The organism is Streptomyces sp. NPDC021562, from assembly GCF_040640875.1.
GTDB lineage: Bacteria > Actinomycetota > Actinomycetes > Streptomycetales > Streptomycetaceae > Streptomyces.
The window spans coordinates 124,411-139,965 of the sequence record NZ_JBFACN010000020.1 but is presented as its reverse complement, the minus strand read 5'-3'; the positions used below and the strand labels follow the sequence as shown (position 1 = coordinate 139,965).

General features: G+C 71.2%; 13 protein-coding genes. 5 read left to right on the top strand and 8 right to left on the bottom strand.

What is annotated here, in order from left to right; translation table 11 throughout:
- Positions 1-82: 82 nt before the first annotated feature.
- The 3 genes from AB0G52_RS28750 to AB0G52_RS28740 are packed head-to-tail and all read right to left on the bottom strand — an operon-like array spanning position 83 to position 2,930.
- Positions 83-1,111 (bottom strand): ABC transporter substrate-binding protein, encoded by a 1,029-nt coding sequence (locus AB0G52_RS28750; RefSeq protein ID WP_361340038.1) that lies wholly within the window; start codon positions 1,109-1,111, stop codon positions 83-85.
- Entirely contained in the window at positions 1,108-2,139 is a 1,032-nt protein-coding gene (locus AB0G52_RS28745) for an ABC transporter permease (RefSeq protein WP_361340035.1), read from the bottom strand. The genes AB0G52_RS28750 and AB0G52_RS28745 overlap by 4 nt, the downstream gene beginning before the upstream one ends.
- Positions 2,136-2,930: an ATP-binding cassette domain-containing protein gene (locus AB0G52_RS28740; protein ID WP_132890027.1), complete on the bottom strand. Its 795-nt coding sequence runs from the start codon at positions 2,928-2,930 to the stop codon at positions 2,136-2,138. Before AB0G52_RS28740 ends, AB0G52_RS28745 begins: the two co-directional genes overlap by 4 nt.
- Before the next feature lie 221 nt (positions 2,931-3,151).
- On the opposite strand from AB0G52_RS28740, the gene AB0G52_RS28735 reads away from it, so the two are divergent.
- Positions 3,152-4,141, top strand: coding sequence for a LacI family DNA-binding transcriptional regulator (locus AB0G52_RS28735; protein ID WP_361340107.1), 990 nt, complete (start codon positions 3,152-3,154; stop codon positions 4,139-4,141).
- 96 nt (positions 4,142-4,237) lie between these two features.
- Here AB0G52_RS28735 and AB0G52_RS28730 read toward each other — a convergent pair whose 3' ends face one another.
- The 5 genes from AB0G52_RS28730 to AB0G52_RS28710 all read right to left on the bottom strand — a co-directional run bounded on the left by AB0G52_RS28730 (position 4,238) and on the right by AB0G52_RS28710 (position 9,586).
- On the bottom strand, positions 4,238-6,034 hold the full coding sequence (locus tag AB0G52_RS28730) for a DEAD/DEAH box helicase (protein ID WP_361340032.1): 1,797 nt from the start codon (positions 6,032-6,034) through the stop codon (positions 4,238-4,240).
- A gap of 87 nt (positions 6,035-6,121) precedes the next feature.
- A complete protein-coding gene (locus AB0G52_RS28725; RefSeq protein ID WP_132890026.1) occupies positions 6,122-6,325 on the bottom strand; it encodes a cold-shock protein in 204 nt (67 codons plus the stop codon).
- A gap of 121 nt (positions 6,326-6,446) precedes the next feature.
- Positions 6,447-7,757, bottom strand: coding sequence for an acyltransferase (locus AB0G52_RS28720; protein ID WP_361340029.1), 1,311 nt, complete (start codon positions 7,755-7,757; stop codon positions 6,447-6,449).
- A gap of 102 nt (positions 7,758-7,859) precedes the next feature.
- The gene (locus tag AB0G52_RS28715) at positions 7,860-8,753 is read right to left on the bottom strand and encodes a helix-turn-helix transcriptional regulator (RefSeq protein WP_361340026.1); all 894 of its coding nucleotides are present in this window, start codon (positions 8,751-8,753) and stop codon (positions 7,860-7,862) included.
- Positions 8,754-8,779: 26 nt separating this feature from the next.
- Positions 8,780-9,586 carry an SDR family oxidoreductase gene (locus AB0G52_RS28710; RefSeq protein WP_361340023.1) on the bottom strand — a complete coding sequence of 269 codons (807 nt, stop codon included), beginning with the start codon at positions 9,584-9,586 and terminating at the stop codon, positions 8,780-8,782.
- 663 nt (positions 9,587-10,249) lie between these two features.
- Between AB0G52_RS28710 and AB0G52_RS28705 the strand changes: the two genes are divergently transcribed.
- The 4 genes from AB0G52_RS28705 to AB0G52_RS28690 all read left to right on the top strand — a co-directional run bounded on the left by AB0G52_RS28705 (position 10,250) and on the right by AB0G52_RS28690 (position 15,205).
- The gene (locus AB0G52_RS28705; RefSeq protein ID WP_361340020.1) at positions 10,250-11,722 is read left to right on the top strand and encodes an ATP-binding protein; all 1,473 of its coding nucleotides are present in this window, start codon (positions 10,250-10,252) and stop codon (positions 11,720-11,722) included.
- 411 nt (positions 11,723-12,133) lie between these two features.
- Positions 12,134-13,210 (top strand): ribosome small subunit-dependent GTPase A, encoded by a 1,077-nt coding sequence (gene rsgA, locus AB0G52_RS28700; RefSeq protein WP_361340017.1) that lies wholly within the window; start codon positions 12,134-12,136, stop codon positions 13,208-13,210.
- A 188-nt stretch (positions 13,211-13,398) separates the two neighbouring features.
- Positions 13,399-13,917: a methylated-DNA--[protein]-cysteine S-methyltransferase gene (locus tag AB0G52_RS28695; protein ID WP_361340104.1), complete on the top strand. Its 519-nt coding sequence runs from the start codon at positions 13,399-13,401 to the stop codon at positions 13,915-13,917.
- Positions 13,918-14,023: 106 nt separating this feature from the next.
- Positions 14,024-15,205: an SGNH/GDSL hydrolase family protein gene (locus AB0G52_RS28690; RefSeq protein WP_361340014.1), complete on the top strand. Its 1,182-nt coding sequence runs from the start codon at positions 14,024-14,026 to the stop codon at positions 15,203-15,205.
- Positions 15,206-15,555: the final 350 nt, after the last annotated feature.

The following is a 15,555-nucleotide window of genomic DNA, read 5'->3' as shown; positions in this document are numbered from 1 at the left end:
GGACCCCACCAGGGGCCGCCCAGCCGCTGTCGGCGCGTCAGAAACCCTCGTCAGAGAGCCTCCGAAGTCCCCAAAGTCCCCCTCAGCACTGCGACTTGTAGAAGTACTTGCTGGTCGACGGGTCGTTCATGTTGTCCTTCGTGATCGCCACCATGTCGGTGCCGACCGACTTGCTCACCGACCTGCCCTCGAAGGCGTCGGCGAGCTGGTCCACCGCCTGCCTCCCGATCGCCGCCGGGTCCTGCGCCACCAGCACCTGGAGGGTGCCCGCCTTCAGCGCGGCGACCTCGTCCGGTTCCGCGTCGAACGCGGCCACCTTCACCGCGCCCTGCTTGCCGGCCTGCTTCAGCCCGGTGGCGATGCCGGTACCGGTGTTGGTGTTGCCCGCGAACGCGCCCCCCAGGTCCGGATGGGCGGCCAGCGTCGACTGGATCTGCGAGGCGGCGGTGGCCGGCAGGTCGTTGTCGTAGAGCGTGGGCAGCACCTTGATGCCCGGGTACTTGCCCATCTCCTCGGTGAAGCCCTTGATCCGCGCGTCCGTCGTCGACACGCCGGGCTTCACGCTGATGACGATGACCGAGCCCTTCTCGTTCATCAGCTTCGCCAGCGCGTCGGCGGCCACCCGGCCGCCCTTCTCGTTGTCCGACGATATCCGGGTGATGCCCACGGAACCGTCGGTCACCGTCGTGTCCACCAGCGCCACCTTGGTACCGGCCGACTGGATCTGCTTGAGCGAAGGCGTCAGCGCGCTGGTGTCGACCGGCGAGATCAACAGCCCGTCCGGGCGCGCCGCCGCCACCGAGTCGAGCAACGGGCGCTGCACCGACACGTCCCACTGCGCGGAACCGTCGGCGGTGAAGTCCATCCCCTTCGCCTTGGCCTCCTGCTGCGCGGCACAGGTCATGGTGATGTAGAACGGGTCGCTCTTCACCCCCGTGATCAGCCGTACCTTCTTCCCCTTGGCACCGCCCGAACTCCCCGAGCCGCCACCGTCGTTCGACGAACCGCACGCCGAGGCGGCGCCCAGGGCCAGCACCGTGCCCACCGCGACCAGCAACCCGCGCCTGCTGCGAATGCTCCCCATCACGGACTTCTCCTTGTCACTCGTCATGCGCGTTCCCGGGTCTTCCTGCGCAACTGGTCGACGTAGACGGCCACGACCAGCACCACGCCCACCGCGACGTCCTGCCAGTACTGCTGGACGCCGATCACGATCAGCCCGGTGGTCAGCACCGCCGGGATGAACACGCCGATCACCGTGCCCAGCACCGAACCCCGGCCGCCGAACAGGCTGGTACCGCCGAGCACCACCGCGGTGATCACCTTCAGGTTGTCGGTGGAGTGCCCGGCGATCGACGTCGTGCCGTACGAGGCCAGCCACATCACCGCGCCGAGCCCGGCCAGCAGCCCCATGAGGCCGTACACCTTGACCAGGTGCCGGCCCACCGGTATGCCCGCCCGTCGCACGGCGGTCGGGTTCGAGCCGATCGCGAGGGTGTGCTCGCCGAACCGCGTGCCGGCCAGCACCGCGCCGAACAGCGCCGTCACCACCGCGGCCAGGACCACCATCCAGGGAATGCCGAGCACCTTGCCGAAACCGAGGCTGTTCTGCAGGTGCGTGGAGGCCGCCCCGGCGGGATCCTGGCCGCCGGTGGCGAGTTCGGCGATCCCCAGCGCCGCGCCCAGCCCGCCCAGCGTCACGATCAGCGGCGGCACCTTGCCGCTCGCCACCACCGCGCCCTGCAGCGCGCCCCACGCCGTGCCCACCGCGAGCGCGATGACGGCACAGATCGCGACCGTGCCCCAGCCGGAGTTCGGACCGCCGTGGTGGAGGTTGTACTCACCCGCGGCCACCGCGGCCAGCACCAGCACCGAGCCGATCGACAGGTCGATGCCCGCCGTGATGATCACGAACGTCATGCCGACCCCGAGCACCAGGTAGATGGCCGCGTTCACGGCGATCTGGGTGATGTCGTACGTGGTGAAGAACTTGCCCGGCGCGGCGACGGTGAAGAACGCCACCAGGGCCACCAGGATCACGAAGGTCCACAGTTCGTTGAGGGTCGCGGCCCGCCGGAGCCAGTCCGGCACGCCCGGACGGCCGCCGACGGCCGCCGCCTTCCGGCTCTCCACGCTCATCGCACGCCCTCCGCTTCCCGGCCCCCGTGCGGGCCGTCCAGCGACCCGGTCATCGCCCCGACGAGTTCCTCGATCGTGGTGTCGGCCGCGGTGTACGACGCGACGCGCCGGCCCAGCCGCAGCACCTCCACCCGGTCCGCCACCGACAGCACCTCGGGCATGTTGTGGCTGATCAGCACGACACAGATGCCCCGGTCGGCGACTCTGCGCACGGTCTCCAGGACCCGGGCGCGCTGGACGACGCCCAGGGCGGCGGTCGGCTCGTCCATGAAGATGACCTTGTGCGCGAAGGCGACCGCGCGGGCCACCGCGACGGACTGCCGCTGGCCGCCGGACAACGTTGTCACCGGAGCCGTCACATCCTTCAGTTCGACGCCGAGTTCGGCGAAGGCGCGTACCGCCTCCCGGCGCATCGCGGGCCGGTCGAGCACGCCGATGCGGCCCAGCAGCCCGCCGCGCACGATCTCCCGGCCGAGGTAGAGGTTGGCCGCCGCGTCCAGATCGGGGGCGAGCGACAGGTCCTGGTACACCGTCTCGACGCCGTGCCGCTGGGCGTCCATCGGCCCGGAGAACCGCACGGGCGCGCCGTCCAGGCGGACCTCGCCCGCGTCGGGGGCGAGCACGCCCGACAGGACGTTCACCAGAGTGGACTTGCCGGCGCCGTTGTCACCGATCAGGGCGACGACCTCGCCGGGGTATGCCGTGAAATCGGCGCCCGAGAGCGCCTGGACGTGGCCGAAACGCTTGACCACGCCGTGTGCTGTGAGCAGTGGTTCCCTTGCAGAGGCCATGTTGTGCCTTCTGGTTGGTATCGTTAACAGCTTGGCTGATTCTTGGGGTGCCCACAGCGGGGTGTCAAGGGTGGTGCACACGAGCGGCGTTCACTGCGCCTGTCCCGCAAATGCCTGTGTTTGTACGGCTGTTGATATGCAGTCGAATGGGTAACGTTGACGAGTCGACGCTCAAACGTGACGCAGCGGGAGGACGTGACGTGGCAGCGACCCGGCCGACCATGAAGGACGTCGCCGCGGAAGCGGGCGTCAGCGCGATGACGGTCTCCCGAGTCGTCAACGGCGACGCGGCCGTCGCCCCGCGGACCGCCGCCCGGGTGGAGGCCGCGGTCCGCAAGCTCGGCTACCAACGCGACGACGTGGCTCGCCAGTTGCGTCGCACCCGCGAACTGAGCCAGACCATAGGGCTGTTGGTCGACGACGTCGCCGACCCCTTCATGGCGGCGGTCGCCTCCGCCGCCGAGGACGTCGCCCGGCAGCGCGGCAGCGTCATGCTCATCGGCTCCAGCAGGGCCGACCTGCGCCGTGAACGCGAGGTGATCGCCGCGTTCACCGCCCGGCGGGTCGACGGGCTGATCCTCACCCCGGCGGCGGGCAGCCACCGCTTCCTGCGCCCCGCCCAGGTCCAGGGCACGAAGATCGTCTGCGTGGACCGGGCGGCACCCGGCCTGGACGTGGACGCCGTGGTGGTCGACAACTTCGGTGCGGCCCGCGAGGCCGTCGGGTCCCTGGTGGCACACGGCCACCGCAGGATCGGGTACGTCGGCGACACACCGGAGATCTGGACGTTCGGCGAACGCCGGCGGGGCTACGTCGCGGCGCTGGCGGCGGCCGGGATCGCGGCGGACCCGGCACTGGTCAGGGAGGGGGTGCGGTCGGGGCCCGAGGCGGCGCGGGCGGTCACCGGGATGCTGGCGCTGCCCGACCCGCCGACGGCTCTGCTGGCCGGCAACGAACGCCTCGCCTTCGGTGCCCTCACCGTGCTCCCGCCCGAACTGGCCTTCGTCTCCTTCGACGACTTCGCGCTCGCCGCCCGGCTGACCCCTCCGGTCACGGTGATCGCCCAGGACCCGGTCGCCCTCGCCACCAGCGCGGCACACCTCCTCTTCGCCCGCATCCACGGCGACGTCTCCCCCTCCCGCACGGTGGTGATGCCGACCCGCCTGATCCGCCGAGGCTCGGGGGAGATCCCGGGCCCGTTCGCCGGGTAGGGGGTTGGCCGGAGGGGGCGTGGAGCGACGGGGCCCGGTAGTCGGTGGCGGTGAGGGTGGGGGGCGCGGTGGGGGCCCGGTGGGGCCGGGCCCCGGTCAGTCGCCGCGGGTGGAGGCGCTCCGGGTACGGGAGGCGGCGCCCCTCGTGCGAGCCGGTGCGCCCGCCGTGCGGGCGGTCGAGCCCTTCGTGCCGCGGGCGGAGCCGTTGGTGCCGGCGGTGGTGCCCGACGTGCTGCCGGAGGCGGCGCCCGGGTTCCGGGTGGTGCCGGTCCTCGCCGGGGCGGCGTTGCCCTTCGTGCCGCGGGTGGACGTGCCCCGGGGCTGACCGGTGGAGCCGGTCGCCCGCGGGGCGGTGGACCTCGCCCTGCCGGTGGCGCTCGCCGTCTGTTCCGACTGCGCGCCGGTGCCCCTCGTCCGAGTGTTCTTGCCCGCCGTGCGGGTGGAGCCGGCCGACGTCCGGGCCGGGGCGGTCGCGGTCCGGACGTCGCCGTCCGGCGCTGCGGATCCACGGCCGCCCCGGCGGCGGGCGGACCGGCGGCGCCCCTCGTCACCGGTCTTCCGCTCCGGGCGGGACCGCGCCGGCGGCGTCGGCTCGGGCACCTCGATGGTGACGGGCACGCCGGAGGGCTCGCGGGCGCCGGTGATACCGGCCAGCTCCGCGTCGCTCGACGTGACGTGGGCCGTCCGCGGACGGATGCCCGCGTCCGACATCAGCCGGGTGACGTCCCGCCGCTGCTCGGGCAGAACCAGGGTGACCACGCTGCCGGAGTCACCGGCGCGGGCCGTGCGGCCGCCCCGGTGGAGGTAGTCCTTGTGGTCGGTGGGCGGATCCACGTTCACCACGAGGTCGAGGTCGTCGACGTGTATGCCCCGGGCCGCGACGTTCGTCGCCACCAGCGCGGTGACCTGGCCGTTCTTGAACTGCTCCAGGGTGCGGGTGCGCTGCGGCTGGGAGCGCCCCCCGTGCAGCGCCGCCGCCCGGACCCCGACGGCCAGCAGTCGCTTGGCGAGCCGGTCGGCGGACCGCTTGGTGTCGAGGAAGAGGATGACCCGGCCGTCGCGGGCCGCGATCCGCGTGGTGACCGCCTTCTTGTCGGTCTCGTCCTGGAGGTGGAGCACGTGGTGCTCCATGGTGGTCACGGCCCCCGCCGACGGATCCACGGAGTGCACCACGGGGTCGGTCAGGAACCGCTGCACCAGACGGTCGATGTTGCGGTCCAGGGTGGCCGAGAAGAGCATGCGCTGGCCGTCGGGCCGTACCAGCTCGATCAGCTTGGTGATCTGCGGCAGGAAGCCCATGTCGGTCATCTGGTCGGCCTCGTCCAGCACCGTGACGCGCACCTGGTCGAGTACGCAGTCACCGCGCTCCACGAGGTCGTTGAGCCTGCCGGGGGTCGCGACGAGCACCTCCGCGCCGCGGCGGAGCGTACCGGCCTGCTTGGTGAGGGAGAGGCCGCCGACCACCGTGGCCAGCCGGAGGTTCACCGCCGTCGCGTAGGGGGTCAGCGCGTCCGTCACCTGCTGGGCGAGTTCCCGGGTGGGCACCAGCACCAGCGCGAGGGGCGCCCTGGGCTCCGCGCGCAGACCGGCCGTACGGGCCAGGACCGCCAGGCCGAACGCGAGGGTCTTGCCGGAGCCGGTGCGCCCCCGTCCGAGCAGGTCGCGGCCCGCCAGCGAGTTGGGCAGGGTGGCGGCCTGGATGGGGAAGGGCGCGGTGACGCCCTGCGCGGTGAGGGTCTTCAGCAGCCCTGCGGGCATGTCCAGAGCCGCGAAGTCCTCGACGGCGGGAAGCGGGGGCGTGGTGTTCTGCGGCAGCCGGAACTCCGTCGACGACGACGCGGACGGTCGGGGTGACGGGGCGCGCCGGTTCGACTTCTGGGGCCTGCGGGGCATGCGGTGGTCTGCCTTCCTGGAAACAGCACAAACCGGGGTCCGCACCATGACGGTGCGGACCCCGGTGAGCGGATACGCGTCCGGTGATCAGGCGGGGACGATGTTCTCCGCCTGCGGGCCCTTCTGGCCCTGCGTGACGTCGAAGGTGACCCGCTGGCCCTCGAGGAGCTCACGGAAGCCCTGGGTCGCGATGTTCGAGTAGTGGGCGAAGACGTCGGGGCCGCCGCCGTCCTGCTCGATGAAGCCGAAGCCCTTTTCAGAGTTGAACCACTTCACGGTTCCCTGTGCCATGACATTCTCCTTATGTAGGCAGAGGCCCCATCCGGAGATGCCGGAAAACAAACAATGCGCCTGATGGATGAACATTCCCGTCAGGCGCACCAAGTTCATGGGTACCACAACTGCAACTCGTTCACCGTAGCACAGCTTCCGGGGCCGTGGCGGCTCGACGTGTCGAAGCCCACCGGGTGACCAGCACCAGGGCCGTGCCGAGCGCCAGCCCCAGGGCGGGCAGCACGGGCAGCCGGCCGTCCGGTGCGAACCCCCGCACGGCCAGCCGGCTCAGCGCGACGACGTCCAGGGCCAGACCGAGCCACAGCGGCCAGGCCCGGCGCAGCCCGGCGTCCGGACTGGTCCGCTCGTACAGCACGGCCAGCGCGCGCTCCAGCGGGCCGAGCGCGGCCACGACGCCTGCCAGGACGAGGCCGAGCACCAGCAGCCACGGCACCCGCAGCGCCCACCAGGCGCCCGAGCCCAGGCCCGGCTCGGGAGCGAGGCCGGTCAGATAGAACGCGGCGGCGGCGACCAGCACCGGCAGCATGTGCCACAGGTACAGCGTCATGCTGGCCGCGCTCAGGGAGCGGACCACCCGCCACAGCCGCTCGCGCGCCAGCAGTCGCCGTACCGCCGGTGCGGCGAGGAGGCACAGCCCGGCCTGGGCCACCACCCACGCCAGCATCGCGGCGGACGGCGGGTCGGTGTTGCCGGGGTGCTGTCCGGTCACCAGGATCAGGCTGACCGGGAACGGCCCGAGGGCCACGAGCGCGGCGAAGGCGGCCAGGCCGCCCGCCGCCATCGTGAGCGGCACGTACCGCCGCCCGGTCAGCAGCCCGTCACGCCAGCAGAAACCCAGCTGGTAGGCCACGCCCCAGACGAGCAGGTAGTCGAGCAGCCCGACGTACGGCGTGTGCTCCCGCACCACGAGCACGTCGACCGCCGACGCCACCGCGCCCATCGCCAGGGGGACGCGCGTCCCCCAGCGCCGGTGGGCCGCGTACATCACCGGAGTCAGGGCGCTGAGCAGCAGATACACCGGCAGAAACCAGAACTGCATCGCCATCGCCCAGCCCACCAGCGCAAGCGTGTCCGCGTCCACACCGGCGGCCGCGCAGACAACGACGGCGACCAGCACCAGGCCGCTGTAGACGCCCACCGGGAGGAGCAGCCGCAGCGCCCGCCGGCCCAGCCACCCGGCGGCGGTGGCCCCGGACTCCCGGGCCCGCGCCCAGGAGCCGCCCGCGGCGTGGCCGCCGGCCAGGAAGAACAGCGGCATGATCTGGAACGCGAGGGTCAGCCACTGCGTCCACGGAACGGTCGCCAGCAGTTCGGGTGCGAGGATCCGGCCGCCGAGCTCCCGGACCAGGGCCGTGATCAGCCAGTGGCCGAGGACCACCAGAACGATCGCCCACGCGCGCAGGAAGTCCACGTACCGGTCTCTGCTCATGGGCCGTCATGCTGCCGCAGCCCCGCCGCCCCCACGCCAGGACACCCATGCCGCAACCATTCCGTGCCCGGCACGACACCCTCCGGACCTGATCGCGTCGGCCTATCCGTGGTCCGCTTCGAGCTCGGTCGCCGGTGTCTGTCGGGTGGCCGCCCACGACGCCAGGAGCTCCACGTTGTCAGCGGTCGGCGTGCCAGCCGGTGCGGTGTACACGGTGAGGTGCAGGCCGGGTTCGGCGGGCAGTTCCAGGGACTCGACGTCCAAGTCGAGCCGGCCCACGACCGGATGGTGCACCCGCTTGCGTCCGGACCGGTGCAGCCGCACGTCCTGAGACGCCCACCGCTGCCGGAACAGCTCACTGCGCGTTGACAGTTCGCCGACCAGGGCGATCAGCTCCTCGTCGTGCGGATTGCGGCCGGCTTCCATGCGCAGCTTCGCGGCCGTGTCACCGGCAACCTGGTCGTAGTCGACGAAGAACTCTCTGGCCGCCGCGGTTTCCAGATAGACGAACCGTGCCGTGTTCGCAGGCCGTCGCGGGTCGGCCAGCACCGGTGAGAACAGCGCGCGGGCGAGTTGGTTCGTGGCGAGCACGTCATAACGCCCGTTACAGATCCAGGCGGGCGCACCGGAGATCGCGTCTAGGACCTGGTGCAGTGCCGAGCGCACTGTCGGGGCAGACCTGCGCCGCCGTGGGCCGCTGGGCGTCCCGGAGCGGCGCGCCAGGTGGAACAGGTGGTCGCGCTCGGCCTCGTCGAGTTGCAGAGCAGAGGCCAACGCATCGAGCACGCCGTCGGAGGCGCCGACGAGGCTGCCGCGCTCCATGCGCACGTAGTAGTCGACCGACACCCCCGCCAGGAGCGCCACCTCCTCGCGGCGCAGCCCCTTGACCCTACGGTTGCCGCCGTAAGCGGGCAGTCCTGCCTGTTCGGGTGCGAGGCGGGCGCGACGTGAGCTGAGAAACTCCCGGATCTCGGTGCGTGGATCCATGGTGGTCATCTCCTCACCGTAGGCCCGTTCCCAGTTCAGGGGGTGCCTGTTGCGGTTGTCGCGATGCCGCCGTCCACCGGGATGACGGTGCCCGTGAGATAGGCCCCGGCCCGGCCGGCGAGGAACACGGCGACACCCGCCATGTCGTCGTCGCGGCCGAGCCGGCGCAGTGGGGCCGCCGCCGCGACCGTGTCGCCGATGGCATCGAGCGTGGACGCCGTCATCCGTGACGGGAACACTCCCGGTGCCACCGCGTTCACCGTGACGTGCTGCGGGCCCAGCTCTCTGGCAAGCACTCGGGTGAGTTGATGGAGTGCCGCTTTGCTGCTGGCGTACGAGTAGTTGGGCGACTGGGCGACGTGGATGGCGGCGATGCTGCCGATGTTGATGATCCGTGCGGGATCGTCGGCGGTGCCCGCCCTGCGGAGGGCCGGAAGCAGCGCCTGCACCAGCCAGAAAGGCGACTTGAGGTTCAGGTCGATCACTGTGTCCCACGCCTCGTCCGGGAATGTCGCCAGCGGCTCGCGCCACATCGCTCCCGCGTTGTTGACAAGGATGTCCAGGCGTTCCGAGTCGACTGTGACGAGATCGGCGAGGCGCTGACACTCGTCGTGCCTGGACAGGTCGGCGGGGATTGCCTGAACATCGCCGAATTCGGACAGTAGACGCTGTGCCTCCGCGCACGCGTCCGCTGTGCGCGAGCTGATGACAACGCGGGCGCCCGCCTGGAGCAGGCCGCGCGCCATCATCATCCCGATGCCTCTGGTCCCGCCAGTGACAAGGGCGTACTTCCCACTCAGATCGAAAAGTTCTGTGCGAGTGGTGAATTGGGCGTCCGCCATCGATCTCCTCATTGGGTGCAGCCGCGGTGGTGTCCGAGGAATGTTGCCGACACTTTCGACTCGGCCAGGTTGACGGGCGTTGAGGGCGTCTGGGAGACCCGGGTGATACAGGTACTGTCAGGACCCCCTGGTCACGTCCGCTGACGCATGTTCCCTTCGTACAGCCAGGCGCAAGCCTCGATCGATGGGTGGAGTTCGGCGAGGATCAACGCCGCACGCTTCGGTACGTGGGTTTCTTCCCTCCACGCCGTCCCGCAGTGATCGATCAAGGTATGCCGCGAGTGGGCGCTGCGAGGTTCCCCCCGAGATGCGGGGAAAGGTGGCAGCAGGTCAGGTGGGTCTCATGAGAGGGACTGTGATCTTCCGCCCCTGCGTCATGCCGGTCCTCCCGCTGTGCTGCCAGGACGGCGAGCCGCCCATTTCCGCGATCTCGTCGTGTCCCCTGTGGTTCCGTGGCTCCTCACATGGCATGAGCATCGCCGACGGTGCTGCACAGTCACGAGCGACCTACCTGGGCGCGTCAAGTCGTATCGGCCCACCTTGCCTGCACATGTCTGGGAACGGACAGCAGAAACCCGCCCTTTGGGCGGATGCAGCGATGGCCATCAATATAGAGGTACAGTTTATAGATGTGTGATTCTATCTTCCAGGAATCGGAGAGGCATGGACAAGCCCGTCGAGATGTTCGACCGCGACTACGAATGGTCAGCGCTGACCCGGTTCATCGAGGATGAGCAGCCGGGTGCGACGCTCGGTGTGGTCTCCGGGCGGCGTCGGCAGGGCAAGACCTTCCTGCTCGACGCGGCCTGCCGTGCCGCGGGCGGGTTCTACTTCGGGGCGACCGAGGCCGCTGATGCCGAGTCCCTCCGGCGGATCAGTGCCGCACTCACCGCGCATGCGCGACCTAGCAGCCCGTACCACTTTGCCGACTGGGCCGAGGCCGTCGACGCACTCCTCGCGCTGGGCACCGACCGGCCAGTGCCCGTCGTGATCGACGAGTTCCCGTACCTCGCCAAGGCGAACCCGGAGCTTCCCTCGATCATCCAAGAAGCCCTGCGGACCCTGCGCGACCAGCGCAGCGGCTCCCGTACCCGGCTGCTGTTGTGTGGCTCGGCGCTGTCGTTCATGGGCAGACTGCTGTCCGGCAATGCTCCCCTGCGAGGCCGGGCAGGGCTGGAGCTGGTTGTCCGCCCGCTCGACCACCGCCTGGCCGCCGAATTCTGGAACATCACAGACCCGCGTCTGGCCATGCAGGTCAACGCGATCGTGGGCGGGACCCCTGCGTATCGACGGGAGTTCGCCCGCGGCGATACCCCGAACGGAGCCGACGACTTCGACAGCTGGGTCGTCCGGACCGTCCTCAACCCAGAGACCCCCCTGTTCCGTGAGGCCCGCTATCTGCTCGCAGAAGAGCCCGACCTGCGGGACACCGCCCTCTACCTGTCCGTGCTGGCCGCGGTCGCCGACGGGAACGCAACCCGTGGGGGTATGGCCGGGTACCTGGAACGCAAGGCCACCGACATTGCGCACCCCATCAACGTCCTCGAAGACGCCGGCCTGCTGCACCGGGACGCCGACGCCTTCCGCGACAACCGCCCCACCTACCGCATCGCCGAACCGCTGATTGGCTTCTACCACGCCATCATGCGCCCGGTCTGGGACCAGTTGGAGCGCCCCGGCAGCGCAGCCCGGGTCTGGCAGGCCAGCCGCCGGCGCTTCACCAGTAATGTGCTCGGCCCTCATTTCGAGCAGGTCTGCCGCGACTGGGCGCTGCACCACGCCGACCCGGAACTGGTCGGCGGTCTGCCCGCCCGGGTCGGACACGGCGTGGTGCACGATCCCAAGGCCCGTGTCGGACACGGAGTGGATGTGGCGGTCATCGGCATCGCCGACGGTGCCCAGCCTCCACTCCTGGCCATCGGCGAGGCCAAATGGAACGACACCATGGGCGTCGCCCACATCGAACGCCTCCGGCACATCCGCGACCTCATCACGCAGGCAGGACGCTACGACACCACCAGCACCCGACTCATGTGTCTCAGCGGCGCAGGCTTCAACGACAAGGCATACGCGGCCGCACACGCGGACCCGCATGTCCAACTGGTTGGCCTGGAAACGCTCTACGGCATGGCATGACCCTTATCCCGAGGGCACGAACAAACCCAGGTCATGAACAGGCGTCTTTTCACGGTGGCTGCCATGAACGGCACAATGCACAGGCTCCCGGCGATCGTGGCCGCGTGCCTCCCGCGCCCGTCGCCGAAGGGGCCTCCGTAATTCGATGGCGTCGTGGTCCGGGGTACCTCTAGGGTCTTTCGAGATGGAGCGGCGACCTGCGGTTGCCGCAAGTGACTTGGTTCGGGAGGTGTGACCGATGGCTGTCATTGAGATGGGCGCTGCCCGCATCCGGAAGTTCATTCAGTCCACCTCCGTGGCCTCCGGCTGACCTCACTCTTCTCCCGCGCCCATGAGCGCGGTGCCGGGGCCACCCTTGTGAAGGGTCTCCCCTTGTCACTCTCCTCTCTCCCGGGTTCGTCCTCTGCTTCGTTGCGTCTCCTGGCCCCGTACGGCTGGGACGCGGACTGGGAAGCCGAGTTCGCCCCTCATGCCGAGCAGGGTCTGCTGCCCGGCCGTGTCGTACGGGTCGACCGCGGCCAGTGCGATGTCGTCACGCCGGCCGGCACCGTCCGCGCCGACACCGAGTTCGTCGTTCCCCGTGACCCGATGAAGGTCGTGTGCACGGGGGACTGGGTCGCGGTCGACCCCGAGGGCAGCGATCCGCGGTACGTGCGGACCCTGCTTCCGCGCCGTACCGCCTTCGTGCGCTCCACCTCCTCCAAGCGGTCCGAGGGGCAGATCCTCGCGGCCAACGTCGACCACGCCGTCGTCGCCGTGTCCCTCGCCGTCGAACTCGACCTCGGCCGCATCGAACGGTTCCTGGCGCTGGCCTGGGAGTCCGGGGCGCAGCCGGTCGTCGTCCTCACCAAGGCGGACCTGGTCCCGGACCCGGTGACGCTCGCCCACCTCGTGCAGGACGTCGAGACGACGGCACCCGGGGTGCCCGTCCTGACGGTCAGCGCACTCGCAGGGGACGGCCTCGACGTCCTCGTCGGCCTGGTCGGCTCCGGGACGTCGGTGCTGCTGGGCCAGTCCGGCGCCGGCAAGTCCACCCTGGCCAACGCGCTGCTCGGGGCGGACGTGATGGAGGTGCAGGCGGCCCGTGACGTGGACGGGAAGGGGCGGCACACCACGACCACCCGCAATCTGCTGCCGCTCCCGGCCGGGGGAGTGCTGATCGACACCCCGGGCCTGCGCGGCGTGGGCCTCTTCGACGCCGAGACCGGGGTCGGGCAGGTGTTCTCCGAGATCGAGGAGCTGGCCCGGCGGTGCCGGTTCGGCGACTGCGCGCACGAGAGCGAGCCGGGCTGCGCGGTGCGCTCCGCGGTGGAGGCCGGGGAGCTGCCCGTCCGCCGGCTGGAGAGCTACCGCAAGCTCGTGCGGGAGAACCAGTGGATCGTCGCCAAGACGGACGCGCGGCTCCGGTCCGAGCGGAGGAAGGACTGGAAGCGGAAGGGGGCGGAGGGGAAGGCGGCGATGGAGGCGAAGCGGGGGCGGTGGGTGTAGTCGCCCGGCGGCGGGGCGGCGGGGCGGCGGGGCGGCGGGGCGGCGGGGCAGCCCGGCAGCGGGGCGCGGAGGCGCGGGGGCACGTTGTCGCCCCCCACGCCTGGGTGCCGCAGCCGGCGCGCTGCCCGAGGGCCGTGTCCGTTTTCCGCCAGCCGTGCGGTGCCGCGTCCCTCACACTGGGACACGTGATGGACGAGGACAGTCGAGGAACTGATGGGCTCACCTACTGGACCCGGATCGCTTCGCCCGTCGGCGAGCTGCTGCTGACCGCCGACGCGGACGGGACGCTGACGTCCCTGTCCGTGCCCGGGCAGAAGGGCGGCCGGAGCGTCGGGACGGGATGGCTGGCGGATCCCGGCCCCTTCACGGCGGCCGAGGAACAGCTCGCCGCCTACTTCGCCGGAGAACTCAAGGAATTCCGGTTGGAGTTGCGGACGCGTGGCACCGAGTTCCGGGAACGGGTGTGGGCGGCGCTCGACGACGTGCCGTACGGGGCGACGACGACGTACGGGGAGATCGCGGCGCGGCTCGGCGCGACCAGGATGGCGGTCCGGGCGGTCGGCGGCGCGATCGGGGCCAACCCGCTGCTGATCGTACGGCCCTGCCACCGGGTGATCGGGGCCGACGGCTCGATGACCGGGTACGCGGGGGGGCTTGACCGCAAGGTACGGCTGCTGACGTTGGAGGGGGCGTTGGCGGCCGGGTAGCCCCGCACTCCGCCAACCGGGTGCCCCCACGGTCGAGTTGCCGCCGCTTCCACGCTCCGTGTGCCACCTTCCCCTCCAGTGGACCTTCGGAAGGGCGGACGTGCGGATGGGCAAGGTCGGTCATGTCCTCGCGACGGCGCTGCTGGCGGTGCTGGGCACGGCGGCGCGGGCCGGTGCCGACCCCGCCCCCTCGCTCTGGACCGGGAGCTGGGAGGCGGCGCCCTCCGGTACGGTCCCGGCCGTGCCGGGCGCCGCGTTCCGCAACGTCGTGCACCTGAGCGTCGGGGGCGCGGCCGTCCGCGTCCGGATCAGTAACCGGTTCGGCAGCGCACCCCTGCGGCTCGGCGCGGTCACCGTCGCCCGGCGGCAGGGCACGGGGCCGGACGCCGTACCCGGGTCGATGCGCGTCGCCACCTTCGAGGGCGCCGGGACCGCGGTCGTACCCGCCGGGCAGGACCTGGTCAGTGATCCGGTGCCGCTCGCGGTGCGGGCCGGCGTGGATCTGCTGGTCAGCGTCGAGACCCCGGGAAGCCCCGGGCCCGCCACGTACCACCGGGTCGCCCTCCAGACCGGCTACATCGCCGGGCAGGGGGCCGGGCGGGCCGCCGACGAGGACGGCGCCGGGTACACCCGGACCACCGGGAACTGGTACTACGTCACCGGGGTCGACGTCCGCGGTGTGACCCTCGGCAGTGTGGTCGCCCTCGGCGACTCCCTCACCGACGGCAACGGTTCCGATTTCGGCGCCAACCACCGCTGGCCCGACCGGCTGGCCGAGCGGCTGCGGCCCTACCGGATCGGCGTCCTCAACGCCGGGATCTCCGGGAACCGCCTGCTCACCGACAGCACCGGCGGCCCAGCGGCCCTGCGCCGTCTGGACGCCGACGCGCTGGCCCGCGCCGGGGTCAGGACCCTGGTCGTCCTCGAAGGCATCAACGACATCAAGGGCACCCCGGCGGCCACCGATCCCGCCGACTTCGTCCGGGCCTACCGGACCATCGTCGCCCGCGCCCACGCGCGGGGGATCCGGGTGGTGGGCGCGACCCTCACGCCGTACGCCGGGTACGGCGAGTACACCGGGGCGGGGGAGTCGGTACGGCAGCGGGTCAACGCGCTGATCCGCACCGGGCAGGTCTTCGACGCGTACGTCGACTTCGACGCCGTCGTACGCGATCCGCGGCGCCCCGCACGCATCCGGCCCGCCTACGACCCCGGCGACCACCTGCACTTCAACGACGCCGGGATGCGCGCCCTGGCGGCCGCCGTTCCGCTCGTCGACCTGCTCTGAGTCTCCCGCGTGTCCTCGACTGCTCTTCTCGTACGCGCGTTCAGAATGTCCCTCGACACGCCGTTCGAGTCCGGGTCGGGCGCGGGATTTTTCCGGATGCCCCGTTTTCATCCGGCCCGTGCGGTGGACAATTGGGGGCATGAGCCAGCCAGGGGGTAGGCCCACCCGTCACGAGGACGACTGGTGGGGGCAGTTGTACGACGACTCCACGGAGGACACCGGACCCACGGCCGCACCCGATTCCCTGGACGACCGCTTCGACTCGGCGAAGAGGACGGTGGGGGGACGGCGGGGCGGCGGCGTGGATCCGGACCTGCCCGACCCGCCTCCGCCGGCCGTGCCGACCCAGC